General features: G+C 65.6%; 14 protein-coding genes and 1 riboswitch. Of the genes, 5 read left to right on the forward strand and 9 right to left on the reverse strand.

The genetic code is table 11. The features are described 5' to 3' along the window. Positions 1–67 precede the first annotated feature (67 nt). The 5 genes from U4Y88_RS16560 to U4Y88_RS16580 form a co-directional block, all read right to left on the reverse strand. Positions 68–1,102 (reverse strand): ABC transporter substrate-binding protein, encoded by a 1,035-nt coding sequence (locus U4Y88_RS16560; protein ID WP_321785116.1) that lies wholly within the window; start codon positions 1,100–1,102, stop codon positions 68–70. Beyond that, complete coding sequence (locus tag U4Y88_RS16565) at positions 1,099–3,285, reverse strand: TonB-dependent siderophore receptor (protein WP_321785118.1); 2,187 nt, start codon at positions 3,283–3,285, stop codon at positions 1,099–1,101. The genes U4Y88_RS16560 and U4Y88_RS16565 overlap by 4 nt, the downstream gene beginning before the upstream one ends. After that, complete coding sequence (locus tag U4Y88_RS16570) at positions 3,282–4,148, reverse strand: ABC transporter ATP-binding protein (protein WP_321785120.1); 867 nt, start codon at positions 4,146–4,148, stop codon at positions 3,282–3,284. Before U4Y88_RS16570 ends, U4Y88_RS16565 begins: the two co-directional genes overlap by 4 nt. Before the next feature lie 15 nt (positions 4,149–4,163). After that, entirely contained in the window at positions 4,164–5,234 is a 1,071-nt protein-coding gene (locus U4Y88_RS16575) for an iron ABC transporter permease (RefSeq protein WP_321785122.1), read from the reverse strand. Between the two features lie 254 nt (positions 5,235–5,488). Further along, on the reverse strand, positions 5,489–5,779 hold the full coding sequence (locus U4Y88_RS16580; RefSeq protein WP_224008886.1) for a hypothetical protein: 291 nt from the start codon (positions 5,777–5,779) through the stop codon (positions 5,489–5,491). A gap of 305 nt (positions 5,780–6,084) precedes the next feature. On the opposite strand from U4Y88_RS16580, the gene U4Y88_RS16585 reads away from it, so the two are divergent. After that, the gene (locus tag U4Y88_RS16585) at positions 6,085–7,473 is read left to right on the forward strand and encodes a HAMP domain-containing sensor histidine kinase (RefSeq protein WP_321785124.1); all 1,389 of its coding nucleotides are present in this window, start codon (positions 6,085–6,087) and stop codon (positions 7,471–7,473) included. A gap of 71 nt (positions 7,474–7,544) precedes the next feature. Here U4Y88_RS16585 and U4Y88_RS16590 read toward each other — a convergent pair whose 3' ends face one another. Both U4Y88_RS16590 and U4Y88_RS16595 read right to left on the reverse strand, forming a co-directional pair. Further along, positions 7,545–8,552 (reverse strand): sodium:calcium antiporter, encoded by a 1,008-nt coding sequence (locus U4Y88_RS16590; RefSeq protein ID WP_224008882.1) that lies wholly within the window; start codon positions 8,550–8,552, stop codon positions 7,545–7,547. 103 nt (positions 8,553–8,655) lie between these two features. Then, positions 8,656–8,831, reverse strand: a riboswitch (yybP-ykoY riboswitch). Between the two features lie 152 nt (positions 8,832–8,983). Beyond that, complete coding sequence (locus U4Y88_RS16595; RefSeq protein WP_224008880.1) at positions 8,984–10,156, reverse strand: porin; 1,173 nt, start codon at positions 10,154–10,156, stop codon at positions 8,984–8,986. A gap of 658 nt (positions 10,157–10,814) precedes the next feature. On the opposite strand from U4Y88_RS16595, the gene U4Y88_RS16600 reads away from it, so the two are divergent. The 3 genes from U4Y88_RS16600 to U4Y88_RS16610 all read left to right on the forward strand — a co-directional run bounded on the left by U4Y88_RS16600 (position 10,815) and on the right by U4Y88_RS16610 (position 13,180). After that, positions 10,815–11,087, forward strand: a complete 273-nt coding sequence (locus tag U4Y88_RS16600) for a hypothetical protein (protein WP_321785126.1) — start codon at positions 10,815–10,817, stop codon at positions 11,085–11,087. A 128-nt stretch (positions 11,088–11,215) separates the two neighbouring features. Further along, positions 11,216–11,371, forward strand: a complete 156-nt coding sequence (locus U4Y88_RS16605) for a hypothetical protein (protein ID WP_167371438.1) — start codon at positions 11,216–11,218, stop codon at positions 11,369–11,371. Between the two features lie 264 nt (positions 11,372–11,635). After that, complete coding sequence (locus tag U4Y88_RS16610; RefSeq protein ID WP_310634436.1) at positions 11,636–13,180, forward strand: methyl-accepting chemotaxis protein; 1,545 nt, start codon at positions 11,636–11,638, stop codon at positions 13,178–13,180. A 37-nt stretch (positions 13,181–13,217) separates the two neighbouring features. Here U4Y88_RS16610 and U4Y88_RS16615 read toward each other — a convergent pair whose 3' ends face one another. After that, positions 13,218–13,910: a phosphatase PAP2 family protein gene (locus U4Y88_RS16615; protein ID WP_321785128.1), complete on the reverse strand. Its 693-nt coding sequence runs from the start codon at positions 13,908–13,910 to the stop codon at positions 13,218–13,220. Between the two features lie 513 nt (positions 13,911–14,423). Here U4Y88_RS16615 and U4Y88_RS16620 point away from each other — a divergent pair. Continuing rightward, positions 14,424–14,819: a VOC family protein gene (locus U4Y88_RS16620; RefSeq protein WP_310634434.1), complete on the forward strand. Its 396-nt coding sequence runs from the start codon at positions 14,424–14,426 to the stop codon at positions 14,817–14,819. Positions 14,820–14,841: 22 nt separating this feature from the next. Here the strand turns inward: U4Y88_RS16620 and U4Y88_RS16625 are convergent, their stop codons facing one another. Next, entirely contained in the window at positions 14,842–16,704 is a 1,863-nt protein-coding gene (locus U4Y88_RS16625; RefSeq protein ID WP_321785130.1) for an acyl-CoA dehydrogenase, read from the reverse strand. Between the last annotated feature and the right edge of the window lie 6 nt (positions 16,705–16,710).

The following is a 16,710-nucleotide window of genomic DNA, read 5'->3' on the forward strand; positions in this document are numbered from 1 at the left end:
GTCGCCTGATCGAAAAAGCCCGCAAACGTGCTGCGTTTGCGGGCTTTTTTGCTTGTCGGCGCGAGGCCTACTGAGGCGATGTCGTTGACGACGTCAGCGGCAGCGGCCGCTCGCCTGCGAGCATTCGTTGCGCGTCTTGCGTAGACAACGCATAGCCATAGAATCGCGCGTAGAACCGCTGCGTTTGCGCGACGAGCGTATCGCTCGCGCCTGCGTCCGTGAACGCTTCGGGATGCAGCGTGCGCGCGGCCCAGCGGATCTGCAAGGCGGCTTCGGGACCGTAGCGGTCCCACGGAAACACGCCCATCGGATTGCGATAGACGCGATGCGCGCGCACCGCGTCGAGCGTCTCCCACAGCGCGCGTTGCGGCGATTGCTCGATCGAGCCCGCGTTGGCCGCGAGGATCACCACGTCGGGATGCCACGCGAGCACCTGCTCGATCGAGACCGGCTTGAGATTGCCGGTGAGGCCGTCGGCGGCATTGCGCGCGCCCGCTGCGTGTATCCACTGATCGACGATCGTATCCGCGCCGTCGACCTTGAGCGGCGCGAGCGACGCCACGTGCAGCACGCGCGGCTGCGCGTGCGAGCCGTGCGCCGCGAGTGCGTGCGCCGTGTCGTCGAGCGTGCTCTGGAGATACGCGCGATAGTCGTGCGCGCGTTCACGTGCGAGCGGCGTATCGAGCGTTTGCGCGGTGAGATCGACGCAGCGGAGCATCGAAGCGTAATCGTCGAAACCGACCGGCACGACGTTCAGGCCGAGACGGCGCATCGCGGCGATCGTCGGGTCGGCGGTGCTCGCGAACACGACATCGGCGTTCAGGCGCAGCAGGTCTTCGGCGTTGGCGGTCGGGCCATTCACGGGCTGCGCGTGGGCGAGCGCGGGCGCGACGCGGAACATCCACGGCAAGGCCTGCGGACGCGCGACCGTCGCGACAACATCGTTCGCGGAGCCGAGCATCGTCACCACGGCGTTGTGCGCGAACCAGAGATCGGCAATGCGTGTTTTGGGCTGCGCGAATGCGGGTGTCGTCGCGAGGCTGGCGGCGCAGAACGCGAGCGCTGCGCACGCGAGACGATTGAATATGCGAGACGTGATCACAGATCGAACTCCACCGAAGCCGTGACCGTGCGCGGCGCACCGAGCTGCGCCGTGGCGTTGCCCGATCCTGTATAGCCGTTCAGGCCGCCCGGCACGATGTTGGTCCAGTAATGACGGTTCGTCACGTTATCGACGGACAGGCGGAACGTCACGGCGCGATCGAGGATTTCGGCGAGATAGCCCACGCCGAGATCGAGCGTCGTGTACGAGCCGACCGACCAGGTGTTCGCGTTGTCGGTCGGACGCGCGCCCACGTAGTGCACGTTCATATTCGTGAAGAGGCCCGGCACCTGCGGCACCTTATATTGCATCAGCACGTTCAGCGCGAACTCGGGCAGGCCGACGATGCGCTTGCCTTCGGTGCTCGCGCTGCCCGTGTCGAACAGGCGCGGATCGAGCCACGTGAAGCCGCCGAACACGGAGAGATTGCGCGTGGCGTTGCCGTCGAGCATGACTTCCACGCCGCGATTCACCTGATTGCCCGCAGTGCCGTAGGTGCCGTCCGCGAGCGTGTACGCGTAGGGGCGCGTGATGCGGAACGCCGCCACCGATGCGTTCAGTCGCGCGAGCGCGAGCTTGTAGCCCACTTCCCACTGCTTGCTGCGATACGGATCGAGAATATTGCCCGCGTTGGTCGAACCGGCGGGCGCGGTGTCGCCTTGCTGGAGACTGTCCGCGTAAGTCACGTAGAGGCTCTGGTTCGCGCGCGGCTTGAAGATCAGGCTCGCCGCGCCCGAGAGACCCTGATTCGCCGACTCGCTCGTCTGCGCGCCCGAGACGTTGTAGTTGTGCGTCGAGAGCCAGCTCTGGCTGCCCGCAAGCAGCACCGACCAATGCGGCGACAAGGTGATGTCGTCGCTTGCGATCAGCGACTGCTGTGAGCTTTGCGCCGACTGATAGCGATGCTCGAAATCGGGCGCGCCCGTGACGGCGAACGACTGCGGATTCGCGAGGCTCGCGCTGCCGAGCGTGGCGGTGCCGCCCGCGACCGGATTGAAGTTGTCCCACAGAAAGCCGCTCGTGCCGATGCTCACGTCGTGCTGGATCGCGCCGGTGTTCACGTGGCCGCGCAGATAGAGCAGGTTGCTCGTGATGGTGAAGCGGCTGGCCGTGGACGTGGAAATCGTGGTCTTGTAGTCGCCCGCGTTGTCGATCAGCGTGTTGGTGGGCGTGGTCGATTCGCGGTCGGCGATCTGGCGCAGCACGGCGGCTTCGAGATGCCAGTTCGGCGAGAAGTCGTGGCGCAGACGCAGCGTGCCGGTGTCGGTCGTGTCGTCGTTGCCGCCGTTGGACGAGCCGTAGGCCGCGTTGGTCGGATCGAGCGCGGCCGGGAAGTGCACGCCGCTCGCGAGCGCGAAGGTCGCCGGGAAGCCCTTCGTCACGTAGTGATAGTGGCTGTAATTGGCCTCGATGACCGTGTCGCGCGAGAGATGGAAATCGAACGCGACGCTCGCGAGCTGGCGGCGCAGCGAACTGTGATCGGTGTAGCCCGTGCCGGTTTCGTCGAGCAACGTGAGGCGATAGCCGATGGCCTTCGACGGTCCCACGCGATCCGAGACGTCGAGCCCGCGCAGAAAGCGCGTCTGCGAACCGTAGCCGAGCATGAAGTGAAGCTCGCGGTCGTCGGTTGGACGCTTCTGGATGAAGTTGAACGTGCCCGCCGGATTCGCCGGGCCGTAGAGCGCGCCCGCGAGGCCGTTGAGCACTTCGATGCGGTCGAACTCTTCCATCGGATAGTCGGTGGTCGAGACCGCGTTGAGCCCGTCGATGCGGCTGTTCTGCACCACGCTGCCCTGAATGCCGCGGCTCTGCGGACGCGCGCCGTCACCTTGTACCGAAGGCAGCAGGCGCAGCGCGTCGGGAATGCTCTTGAGCTGCTGGTCGGCGATCACTTCCTGCGTCACCACGTTGACCGTGTAGGGCGTGTCCACGCGCTTGACGTTGCCGAGCGGGCCGAGACTCGCGGTCGTGCTGCGGGGCGTGTCGGCGGTATCGGCTTTCGCGTTCACGGCGACGGTGGGCAGCGTGGCGGTCTGGGTCGCCTTGTTCTGCGTGGGCGTTGCGGCGCTCTTTGCTGCGGTATTTGTTTCGGCATCCTCTGCATATGCGTTGCGCGCGGCGGAGAAGGCACAGGTGACCGCGAACGCGAAGACGGCGCAGCGGGAAGGGAGACGGTGATTCATCGGGTGGAGGCTGGCGGGTGGGAAGAAGCGGGGGCGGCGCTCGCATCGGCTGCATCGGATGCCGCGCGAAAGAAGCGCTGGCCGTCGACATCGATCTGTTCGACGCGCGCGCGGTAGAGCGCGCTCACGGCCTGCGCGTCGAGCACGTCGCGCGGCGCGCCGTCGGCGACGAGGCGGCCGCCGTCGAGCAGTGCGACGCGCGTCGAGACGTTGCAGGCATCGTCGGGGCGGTGTGTGGTGTTGACGATCGCGTAGCCGTCGGCGGCGAGACGCGCGAGACGATCGAGCAGACGCAGATGGTGGCCGTAGTCGAGACCGCTGAACGGCTCGTCGAGCAGCAGCACGCGCGCGCCTTGCGCGAGCGCGCGGGCGAGCAGCGTGCGCTGGCGTTCGCCGCCCGAGAGCGCGCCGTAGTCGCGCTGCGCGAGATGCGCGATCTGCAGGGCGTCGAGTGCCGCGTGCACGGCGTCGCGGTCGTGCGCGCGCGGCGCGCGCCAGAGCGCGAAGCCGGTGCCGAGATGCGGCAGGCGGCCGAGCGCCACGATCTGTTCGACGGTGTAGGGGAATTGCGGCGCGTGATGCTGCGGCACCCACGCGACTTGCCGCGCGATCGCACGGCGGCGCTGGCGGTGCAGCGCCTCGCCGTGCAGCAGCACGTCGCCGGCCTCGGGTTCGATCAGGCCGAGCAGCACGCGCAGCAACGTGCTCTTGCCCGCGCCGTTCACGCCGAGCAGCGAGACGAGTTCGCCCGCGCGCACCGCGAAGCTCACGCCGTCGAGCACGGTGGCGTGCGCGCGCCGCACGATCACGTCGCGGCAGGCGAGCGCGGCGGGCGTTGCGTCTCTGTTGGAGCGTGCGTTCATCGCGGGGCCTCGCGATCAGCGCGCACGGCGGCGCAGCGCGCGCAGCACGAACACGAAGGCGAGCGCGCCGCCCATTTCGGTGATCACGCCGAGCGGTATTTCCGCGCTCGCGACGCTGCGCGCGCAGGTGTCGGCGAGCATCAGCGCGATCGCGCCGACCAGCGCGCTCATCGGCAAAACGATGCGATTCGAGGCGCCGACGAGCGGGCGCACGAGGTTCGGCACGAGCAGGCCGATCCAGCCGATCATGCCCGCGAGTGAGACGGTCAGCGCGGCGATCAAGGTGGCCAGCGCCATCACCGCGAAGCGGATCGCGTGCACGGGCACGCCGAGGCTGCGGGCTTCGTCGTCGCTGAGCGTGAGGCCGTCGATCAGCGGCGCGGCGAGGCATAGCAGCAACGTGCCGAGCGCGAGCGGCGCGGCGGCCCACGCGAGATCGGCCCAGCCGGTTTGCGCGAGCGAGCCGAGCAGCCAGTAGACGATGGCGGGCAACTGGTTGAGCGGGTCCGCGACGTACTTGAGCAGCGAGACCAGCGCGGAGAACAGCGCATTGCTGACGAGGCCGCCGAGCAACAGCGCGAGGATGCCGCCACGTGAGAGCGCGCCTTCACCGTCCGCGCCGCCGAGCATCGCCGCCGCCGTCACGCCCACGGCCATCGCGGCCACGCCGCCCGCGAACGCGCCCGCTTCGATCCAGAGCCGATGCACGACGGCGCCGCCCAGCACGATCGCGAGCGCCGCGCCGAAGGCCGCGCCGCTGAGCACGCCGAGCATGCCCGGCGACACGAGCGGATTGCGGAACACGGCCTGGCAGGTCGCGCCCGAGACGCAGAGCGACGCGCCGATCAGCGCCGCCGCCGCGAGACGCGGCAAACGCGCGTCCAGCACGATCGCGTGCAAGAGCGCGGCGTGCGCGGGCGACGCATGCAGATGCAGCGCGGCGAGCACGGTCAGCGCCACTTGCGCGGGCGCGAGCGGGAAGCGTCCCGCGCACAGACCGATCAACGCAGCCAGCGGCACGCACAGGGCCGCGACGCCCAACGCGAGCGCGGGGCGCGCGCCGAATCCCGACGCGAATCCGCTCAATACGCGATAAACCCATCGCGATCCGATTCGGGCGGATTGATAAAGCGGACTAAAAGCGAATTGAAAGAATTGACGCGTCTTCGATATCGGCATTGCAGCGGGCGATATGGCGCGCGAGCGCCACGATGCTTATTTGAGGCGACAAGTCTGTCTTGCCGAAAATCGAGATATCTTATCGGATATATCGAATGACGGTAAACGAGACGTGCGACAAATTAGCACGCCAATAATCGAAGACGTTCAATAATGCCCCGTTATTGGGCGCATACCGATCGTGTGATCGCCGGGAATTCGGAAGCGGAGGGATGACCGAGCACATAACCACAGCGCGATGCCGATACGGCCGCGCGGTCAGAAGGCGCATTCGGATACGAATCCTTTTCGTCGGCGGCGGTCGTGCCCGAAAGCCAGGCGCGATAAAGCTGGGCCTTGACCTGAATGGGCTCGACGCCGTGGCGTCCGGCGGGATTCGTGGCGGCCAGCGCGGAGACGGCGGGCAGGGCGGTGGCGAGCGAGAGCAGGCAAAGCAGAAGCGATCGTTTCATGGCGGGTTTCCTGTGGATCGAAAAGAAAGACGGCCCGGAATACCGGACACGAAATACGAGCCGCGATGCAGGAAAATACGCGTGCGAATACCGTCTGGAATCCGTGCCGAAATTCCCATTGCCGGGCTCGTGATTCGGTATTTTGCGCGCAGGTCACGACGGCTTCATTGCCTGCGAATTAAACTTTATTTATTGTGTCGATCGACGGAAATCGGGGCATTTACGGCCATTATCCAAAATTAAATATTTTTTCATGTTTTGGCGAGTGCGGTTTGCGATACTGGACAGCCACGCGGGGAAATACGATGAAAATGAGTCTCTGGCGCAGCACGACATTTCGGCTGCTCTCGATCTATGCGCTGGTGTTCTCGGCGTCGATGTCCGCGCTCGTCTATCTGAATTACTGGCAGTCGGCCAGCTATACCGCGCGCGAGGCCGACTACAACATCAACTGGCAGTTCGCCTACTTCTCGGCGATTCCGTCGCAGCAGGTCGTGGCGCAGCTGGAGGCGCACATCCGCAGCCAGTTGCAGCGTCCCGTGAACTTCTACGGCCTGTTCTCGCCCGACCGGCGCTGGCTCGCGGGCGACATCGGCGCGTTTCCGTCGCGGCTCGCCTCGAACGGCGTGGGCGTCTGGGGCCCGCTCACGCTGATCGGTCCCACGGCGGGACGGCCGCAATATCTGCGCACGCGCGCGACACGTCTGCCCGACGGCAATCTGCTGGTGGTGTCGCGCGACGTGGGCGAGATGGCGCGGCTGCGCGAGACCATGCTCGGCGGTCTCGCGGGCAGCGCGGCCGTGGTCATGCTCGGCGGGCTCGGCGTGGGCGTTTTGGTGTCGGCGGCGCAATTGCGGCGCGTGAAGGCGGTGCGCAGCGTCGCCCAGCAGATTGCCGGCGGCGATCTCGACGCGCGCCTGCCCGCAGGCGGCCGCGACGAAATCAGCTGGCTCTCGCAGATCGTCAATCACATGCTCGACGAAGTCTCGCGGCTCATGCACGAAGTGAAGGGCGCGTGCGACGGCATCGCGCACGATCTGCGCACGCCGCTCGTGCATGTGCGCACGCGTCTCGCGCGCGTGCCGCTCGAACGGCTCGACGGCGAGCACGCGGATCTGATCGAACAGGCCTCGCACGGCGTGACCGACGTGCTCAAGCGTTTCTCGGCGATGCTGCGTATTTCGGAGATCGAAGCAATGCGGCGGCGCGCGGGATTCGGCGACGTCGCGCTCGACACCTTGTGCCGCGAAGTCGCGGATCTTTATCAGCCGCTCGCGGCCGACAAGGGCGTCGATCTTGCGCTGCAACTGGCGCGGGTGCCCGCGGTGCGCGCCGACTACGCGCTGATGTTCGAGGCGCTGGCCAATCTGCTCGACAATGCCATCAAGTTCACGCCGCCGGGCGGCCGCGTGGAATTGCGCCTCGCGATGGGCGCGCAAGGCCCGAGCGTGCACGTGAGCGACGACGGCCCCGGCATTCCCGACGCTGAGCGCACGGCGGTATTTCAGCGCTTTTATCGCAGCGAGCGCACGCGCGAGGCGCCGGGCTCGGGCCTGGGCCTCTCGCTCGTGCAGGCCGTGATGCGCATGCACGGCTTCGGCCTCGTGCTCGCGCACGCGCGGCCGGGGCTGCGCGTGACGCTCGATTGCTGGACCTATGCGGCCGCGCGCCCGCGCGATCAGGAGACGATCTGAGCGCGGCGGGCGCACGCATCGGCAGGCTAATTGCCGCGTGCCATTTACAACGTGCTTTAGAGCGCGCTTTTTTACAGCGGAATCACGAACAGCAGCGCCGCGAACACCGCATAGAGCGCGCCCACATACGTGAGCTGGCGGCTCTTGACCTGCGGCGCGCGGAACGACCATTGCAGGAACAGGATCGCGATCATCGTCATGGTGGCCGCGAGAATCGACGGCGAGCCGAGATGCCAGGGCGTGAAGAACAAACCGAACGCCGTGGGAATGGTCGCCTGGATCATCATCGCGCCGCTGATGTTGGCGAGCGCGAGCCGCTCCTTGCCCTGACGCACCCAGATGATCGCGTTCATGATTTCCGGCAGTTCGGTCGCGATCGGGCTGAACAGCAGCGCCGTCAATTGCGGGCTCAAGCCGAGCCACGGACCCACGGCGCTGATCTGCTGCACGAACAGATGCGAGGCGAAGAAAATCACCGCGAGCGCGCCGATCACCTGCACGCCGATCCAGAACATCGACGGATTGGCGTCGCGCGGGCGCAGCTTGAGCGGTTCGAGTTCGATGCTGTCCTCGTCGCCGCCGCCTTCGTCGCTCAGCTCCTTCCAGCAATAGAACGCGTAGGCCGCGAGAAACGCGATGCCGAGCAGCGGCTTGAACTGGAACACCACGAGGCCGAGGCCGATCTTCACGACGAAGATCGCGAGGAACCAGAGCTGGTCGCGGCGCAGGCGGCCGGTGTCGGCGTCGACGGCGGCGGCGCGCGCGCGGCCCACGCGTTTGGCCGTGGCGAGCAGCGCGAAGCCGACCACCGCGTAGGCGATCGTGCTCAGCGCGAGCGGGCCGCCGATGGCCGCGCCGACGCCGATTTCCTTATGCGCCGCGTCGGTGCCGAACGCCACCGCGACGAGCGTGACCACGCTCTCGGGCAGCGCCGTGCCGAACGCAGCGAGGATCGTGCCGGTGGCGGTCTGCGTGATGTTGAGTTTCTGGCCGAGCCATTCGACACCGTTGACGAAGGTCTCGCACGACAGATAGATGATGCCGGCCGCGGCAATGAGCAGGGCGAACGTCCAGATCATGACGTGCGCTCCGAGGCGGACATGCGGCGGCGCGTGCTGCGATTCGTACGGTGAATTGTGCGGGGATGCGGGGGCATTATTGTTTTGACATTCCACGGGCCGGACGTTTCTGGGACCAATGACGCAATCCTCCCGCCCAGCCCGGGTACGGAGGAAGACGTCATAGGTCTCGTCAGGCCGAAGAACGGCTGCCGGCGCCATGGCATTGGGTGCCAATTATGTTGACGGCGGCGCTTCGCGCATCGCGCGCAAAGCAGACTACTCCCCTAAGACCCGCGCATTATAACCGAGGTTGAGGCGCGTGCCGAGTCGGCGGCTTGCGAATGAAAAAACGCGCAGGGCGTCGCGTGACGCACTGCGCGTGAAGGCAGCGCCACGCCGCCCCGCCTGATGCAGCGGGGCAGCGAGACGGCGCGTGCGGCAAGCCGCGATCAGAAGTGGTGGCGGATGCCGACCATCGCCATGGCCTGCTTGTTGGTCGATGCGTCGTTGCCGAAGTCGCCGAACGAGGCGGTCGCGCCGACGAGCGCGCCCGTGTCCGCGTCGATCGTGCGGCCCGACGCCTGCTGGTAGCCCGCGAGCGCGTAGATGTCGGTGCGCTTCGAGAGGAAGTAGTCGCCGCCGAGGCTGAACTGGTTGTAGCTCGCCGTCACGCCGTTGCCGCTACCCTTCGTGTAGTTGTAGCCGAAGCCGACCACCGCCATCGGCGTAACCTGGTAGTTCACGAAGAACTGGCCCGTGTTGAACTTGGTGTCGCTGTTCGAACCGGCTGCGCTCTGGTAGTTCGCGTAGTCGACGTTGCTGTACGCGAGGCCGAAGGTCATCGGGCCGTAGCTGTAGTCGCCCACCGCGCGGATGATCTGCAGCGAGTTGGCCGACACGAAACCGCCCGTGATGGCCGGCGAGTCGACGTTGACGTCGGTGTTCGGGTTCAGGCCGTCGAAGGTCGCGGCCGTGCCGCTGTCGCTGTTGGCCTTGAAGTAGCCCGCGCCGAAACCGAACGGACCGTGGTTGTAAGCGGCCGCGATGGCCCACGTCTGGCCCGCGCCCATGCTGCCCGCCTGGCCGCCGAACGCGTACATCGCGCTGACCTGCAGGCCCGCGAAGTTCGGGCTCGTGTACTTGATCGAGTTGCTGGTGCGGTAGCTGTTGTCGTAGTTGTCCATGTCGCCCGGCGTGGCGAACGCGGAGCCGAACGTGACGTCGTCGGTCATCGGCTGCAGCAGGTCGATCAGCGGATCGTACTGACGACCCAGCGAGACCGTGCCGCCTTGCGTCGAATTCAGGCCGACCATCGCGGTCCGGCCGAACAGACGGCCGCCCTGGCCCGACTTGCCGTTATCGATATTGAAGCCGCTCTCGATCTTGAAGATCGCGGAGAGGCCGCTACCCAGATCTTCCGTGCCCTTCAAGCCCCAGAGGTTCGGCGACACGTTGCCGGACATCATCTGGAAGGTGTTGCCCGATCCATGGGTGCCCTTCTGATTGCCGAAGAAGGCGACGGACGTGTCGAGCGCACCGTAGAGCGTGACGCTGCTTTGCGCGTGCGCGACGCCGGCGATCGAAGCCAGCGTGGCGGCGAGGGCGAGAGCGGTTTTTTTCATTGATGGATCTTCATTAAAAGGTTGCGTGTGAGAGCGTGTGCTTCATGTATTTGAATGACGGCCGGGCAGGCAATCCCGCCGAATTCAGGGGCGATTATGCGTAACGTGTCCGTTTGACGAATTTGAAAAACGGAAAGACTGAGTTTCAGAAAACGCATCCGCGCGCAGAGGCCGTGTTCACGGCGTTGCAAGGCATTCACTCATGCAGGTGTTGTTTTTTTGCGGCTGTTTGCAGGGCGTTCGCGCGCAAATCATGCTGCTTTTCCAGCCTCGTTCGTGCGGCGGCGATCGGTGCATACGCACAGATCGAGACGGATCAAGACGCATCGAGGCGAATCGAGACGATGCGCGAGCGCGACGTGTTCACGTTTCGTTGATGTTTCGATCGCGTTTTTGAATATCGCCAGGTACGCGCGCGGCGCGCTTTCGCCTGAAAGCCGGACGCAAGCGCAGTGCTAGCGCAGTTTCATCCAGGTGTTATCGAAATACGGCTTCGTGTCTAAACATTTCTTCATTTTCCTGCGGATATTCGCGCAGGTTCGCGCCTCTATCCTTGCCGCATGAATCGCGTTGCAGCAAAGCAATGCATCGGGAACCGGCGCATGACGCGCGCGGAACAGATCCATGTCGACGGCGAGATGCCGCAGAGGAGTGCGAGATGAAAAAGAGCTGGAGTCGCGCGGGTGCCGCGCTGATGTTGTCGTTGTCTGTGTCGATGGCGTTGTCGACGTTTGCGCATGCCCAGGACGCTAGCGCGCCGGCCGCGGCGAACGCGCCGGTTCAGCAGGCGCAGGCGGCAAGCACGAACGCCGCCTGGAATAACGACGGCTCGGCGCACATCACGCGCGCGCAGGTGCGTCACGAACTCGTGCAGGCGCAGCAGGACGGCGAACTGAAAACGCTCAATAGCACGCTCTACGCGCATCACTGAGTCGGGCCACCGACACGCGCCATCGAGCGCGCGTTGATCGAGCGCACTTCATGCAGCGTCACGGCAAACCAGGCCGCGCGTCGTGACGGCAATTCGCAAGCGCGGCCACTAATTCGAGTTTCGATCCCATGAAATCACGCATTGTCACTTATGTTGTGCGCGCGGCGCTGTGCGTCGCGGCCGCCGCCGCCATGTCGGGCTGCGCCAGCCTGCATCCGCAGCCGAACGGTCCCGGCGATTGCGTCGGTCCGCCGGACTACTGCGTGCCGTTCTTCGGCTCGTAACGAAGTCACGGCCGTTTTATCGCTGTTCAATGACTGACGCGGCGCGCGGGGAAAAATCCCGCGCGCCGCGCGCGTTTTGGGCGCGTCGTTTCGTCGGACAAATAACGCGCTCAGCCAACTGTTCCTCCGCTTACTGCCCCCTTTCCACCGAGCTTCAGTTCGTCGCCAGCAGGCCGTTAACCAGGAAGGCGCGGCGCACGCGCCGTTACCCCATCCCTGTTATTCGATAAACGTCGCCCCACAAAGGCGTCTGGAGCTCTCGCAGTGTTTGCCCGACTCTCTATTTCGGTTCGCCTGCGCATCGCGGTCGGCGTGCTGGCTGCGCTGATCGTGGCGGCCGGCGTCGCCGGCCTGATCGGCATGTCGCATTCGAACGCGGCACTCGGCTATGCCTATTCCAATCAGCTTGCCGCCGCGATCGACATCGGCAAGTCCAATCTCAATCTGACCATCGCGCGCACCACGCTCGACCGCATTCTGCTGCATCCCGATTCGCCGGACGTGCCGCAATTGCTCGACAAGGCGCAGACCTATCTCGACACCTCGCACAAGGCGTGGGAGGACTATCGCGCGCTGCCGCACGACGCCGACGAGCAGGCGCTCGCCGAGCAGGTGCAGACGGCGCTCGGCGCGATGTTCGATCAGGGCATTCATCCGCTGATGGCGTCGGTCAAGCAGGGCGACCGCGCCGCGCAGGACGAGATCGCGATGAAGCGCATTCCGCCGCTCTCGGTCGCGCTCACGAAGGCGTCGTCGACGCTCGAACAATGGCAGAAGTCACACGGCCAGCAGACCTTCGACGGCGCGCAGGACTTCTATGCCGCGCTGCGCGCGGGCAGCATCGCGCTGATCGCGCTCGGTCTGGGCGTGGCGCTGATGTGCGCGATTGGCCTGCATCGCGCGATCGCCGTGCCGCTCGCGAACCTGCTGGGCGCCTTGCAGCGCATCGCGGCGGGCGACCTGACCGCGCGTCTGGACGTTCGCACGCAGGACGAAATGGGCCGCCTCGTCGCGGGCTTGCAGACCATGCAGGACGAACTCGCGCGCACGGTGCGCAAGGTCTCGCATAGCTCGGCGTCGATTGCGTCGGCGACGCGCCAGATCGCGGCGGGCAACGACGATCTCTCGCAGCGCACCGAGGAACAGGCCGCGTCGATCCAGCAGACCGCGGCCAGCATGGAGCAACTGACCGCGACGGTGAAGCAGAACACCGAGCACGCGCGCACGGCGCAGTCGCTCGCGGGCAGCGCGCAGGAAGTGGTCGAGCGCGGCGCGCTGGTGGTCGGCGACGCGGTGCAGACGATGGATCGCATCGACCGCAGCTCGCAGAAGATCGCGGAGATCACCGGCATCATCGAAGGCATCGCGTTCCAGACCAATATTCTCGCGCTCAACGCGGCGGTGGAAGCCGCGCGCGCGGGCGAGGAAGGTCGCGGTTTCGCGGTGGTCGCGGGCGAGGTGCGTTCGCTCGCGCAGCGCTCGGCGGCGGCGGCGAAGGACATCAAGACGCTGATCGGCGAGTCGGTGGAGCACGTCGCGACGGGCGCGCAGTACGTGCGTTCGGCGGGCATGACGATGACCGAGATCGGCGAATCGATCGGCCGCGTGACGACCATCATGACCGAGATCGCGCACGCGTCCGAGGAGCAGCGTGACGGCATCGAGCAGGTCAATCTGGCCGTCTCGCAGATGGATCAGGTCTCGCAGCAGAACGCGGCGCTCGTCGAGGAAGCGGCGGCCGCGGCGATGTCGCTGACCGAGCAGACCGATGCGCTGCGCGAAGCCGTGGGCGTGTTCAAGGTGGCGTGAGTTTCTGCGCGCTCGCGCTTTAATCACGCGGTGGTTATCACACCGCCTTCGCGACCGAATGCGCGAGCCGCAGCAGATCGTCGAATTGCGTGACGAGCTCGAAGCAGACGAGAAACGCGCACATCGCGGCGGGACCGGGAAAGCGCATCGTCCACGCGAGCACCGGCGCGGCAGTGCGCTTTCTCACGGCGTCGCGCGTCATCGCATAGGTGATCGCGACGCCGATCGCCGCGCCCGCCAGCAGATCGGTCGGATAATGAAAGCCGAGATAGGCGCGCGGCAAACAAATAAACAGCGCGGCATAAAGCAGCGCGAGCGCGCCGATTCCGCGCCACACCAGAAATATCCCCATCGCAATCGCGATCCACAGCATCGCGTGATCGCTCGGAAACGAACTCCAGTCGCTCAATGCCGCTTCGCGCAACGACGACGAAGCGAAATGCAAATGGAGATCGGAATTGAAAATCGGCCGTTCGCGAAACGGTAAAAAGCGCGCGAGCAATCGTCCGGCCGCGAGCGCGATCAATCCGCTCGCGAGCGTGGCAATTGCCATTTCGCGCCGCCATTCGCGGCGCTCGCCCGGCTCGAACCAGATCCACAGCAGCAAGGGAATCAGCAGAAAACCCTTGAACGTATAGAGTCCCGCGATCGTGCGGATCGCGTGGTTCATCAGCGGTGTGAGATGGATCTGGGTGAGCCAACCCAGAATGACGGTGTCGAAACTGTTCATTGTTGTGGGGCCATCTCGCGGTTTTCCTTATCGTCTTGCCCGAAATGCAGCGCTTTTTTTGCGTGAATTCTGCGTGGATTCCGCCTGGAGCGCAGGGCGTTTCGCATCGTAGATTTCGTGCGTCAGCGAATCGGTAAAGAATCGAAAGCAAATGTAAGTCGTGGCGTGGTGGTATCGATTGGGCGTTGGCGTGCTCGATTAAGTCACGCAAGGCGGTGATGGTGGCGTGCGAATTCGCGTCGGTTACGAACCGACACAGTTCGTTTCGTTTGCGAACGAATGCGTGGCGAGCGAATTGTCGGAAGAAAAGGGCGGCGGCCGTAGCTGTTTATTCGACGCCGCGAATTTGGGCCGGAACGACTTTTAGGCCTCGCGTCGGAAGCGTCGAGCTTCGCGAACGGCATTTTTTTGCGGGCCTGGTGTGTCGATGCGCTGCGTGTCAGACTCGGGGCGATGCGCGTGACAACACGCACCGTTTGCACCTTACGCCCCCCACAAGGAGCCGCCCGCACGATGCTTTCCCACCTCTATATTGGCGTGAACGACTTCGACCGCGCCTTCGACTTCTACGCGCCGATCATGCAGGCGCTCGGCCAGACACTCAAGTTCTGCGAGCGCGAGCATCCGTGGGCGGGCTGGATGACGCCGGGCGTGGCGCGTCCGCTCTTTATCGTCGGCGCGCCGTTCAATGGCGCGCCCGCCGAAAGCGGCAACGGTCAGATGGTGGCGCTGCTCGCCCCCACGCGCGCGGCGGTCGACGCGGTGCACGCGCTGGCGCTCGCGCACGGCGGCAGTGACGAGGGCGCGCCCGGCCTGCGCCCGCATTACCACCCGAACTACTACGGCGCGTACTTCCGCGACCCCGACGGCAACAAACTCTGCGTCTGCTGCCACGATCCCGCGCCGTGAACCCGCCGACCCAACGCGCGCCTCAGAACCACGCGTCCTGCATATCCAGCGTCGTCCGGTCGAGCGACGCGAGCAGATCGAATTGCGCGCCCGTCTTCGGCAGTTCCCACGCGAAGAAGTACTGCGCCGCCGCGAGCTTGCCGCGATAGAAGTCGGCATCGTCGCCGTGTGCCTGCGCGTTTGCGTGCTTGAGCGCCGCGCGCGCCGCGAGCGCCTGTTCGAGCCACACCCACGCCACCACCACATGCCCGAAGGCTTCGAGATACACCGAGGCGTTCGCGAGCGTCACATTGGCATCGCCCGCGGCCCACAATTGCTGCGTCACCGTGAAGAGGCGCTTCATCGCCGCGTCGAGCGCGCGCGCGTGCGTCGCGTCCTGCGCGTCGCCGCCCGAATGCGCGCGGTCGATCGTGGTCTGCATGCGCTGCGCGAACAGCTTGAGCGCCGCGCCGTCCTTGATGACCACCTTGCGGCCCAGCAGATCGAGGCCCTGAATGCCGTGCGTGCCTTCGTGAATCGGATTGAGCCGGTTGTCGCGATAGAACTGCTCGACGTTGTACTCGCGCGTATAACCGTAGCCGCCGTGCACCTGGATCGCGAGATCGTTGGCGGCGAGACACCATTGTGACGGCCAGCTTTTCGCAATCGGCGTGAGCAGATCGAGCAGCAGCGTGAGCGGCGCGCGCGTGGCGTCGTCGGGGGCGCCGCCCGCTTCGTCGACGAGCTTCGCGCACCACAGATTCAGCGCGAGCGCGCCTTCCACGTAGCTCTTTTGCGCGAGCAGCATGCGGCGCACATCGGCGTGCTCGACGAGCTTCACCTGCGGCGACGCCGGGTCCTTGCCCGCCGCGCCGATGCCGCGTCCCTGCGGACGATTGCGCGCGTAATCGAGCGCATGCAGATAACCGGTGTAGCCGAGCATCGTCGCGCCCAGACCGACGCCGATGCGCGCCTCGTTCATCATGTGGAACATATAGGCGAGGCCCTTGTGCGGCTCGCCCACGAGATAGCCGATCGCGCCCGCGCGGCCGCCCGGCGCGTACTTCGTGCCTTCGCCGAAATTGAGCAGGCAGTTCGTGGTGCCGCGATAGCCCATCTTGTGATTGAGGCCCGCGAGCACGACGTCGTTATGCTCGCCGCGCGAGCCGTCTTCGTTGACCAGATACTTCGGCACGATAAAGAGCGAGATGCCCTTCACGCCGGGAATCAGCTTGCCGTCCGGGCCCGGAATCTTCGCGAGCACGAGATGGACGATGTTCTCCGAGAGCTCGTGCTCGCCGCCCGAAATCCACATCTTGTTGCCGCGCAGCCGATACTGCGCGCCGAGCGCCGAGTCGCCCTCGAAGTCGGCGCGCGTGGCCACGTCGGACAGCGACGATCCGGCCTGCGGTTCCGAAAGACACATCGTGCCGAAGTAGCGGCCTTCGAGTTCGGGCTTCACGAAGGTGTCGATCTGCTTCTCGCTGCCGTGCGCGAGCAGCAGGTTCGCGTTGCCGATGGTGAGGAACGGATACGCGCTCGACCCCACGTTGGCGGCCTTGAACCACGCGAAGCCCGCTTTTTCGACGACCAGCGGCAACTGCATGCCGCCGTACTCGTAATCCTGACCCGCCGCCATCAGGCCCGCTTCGCAGAACGCCTTCAGCGCGGTCTTCACTTCGGGAATGATCGTGACGGTCTCGCCGTCGAAATGCGGCTCGTGCTGATCGTTCTTCTTGTTGTGCGGCGCGAACAGGTCGGTGGCGATCTTCTCGCAGGTGTCGAGCGCGGCGTCGAAGGTCTCGCGCGAGTGATCCGCATAGCGCTCAATACGAGTGAGCCGCTCGACGTCGAGCCATTCGTAGAGCAGGAAGTTCAGGTCACGGCGGGAGAAGATCAGCGACATGGCGGG

The sequence above is a fragment of the Paraburkholderia sp. J94 genome, assembly GCF_905220285.1.
GTDB lineage: Bacteria > Pseudomonadota > Gammaproteobacteria > Burkholderiales > Burkholderiaceae > Paraburkholderia > Paraburkholderia tropica_A.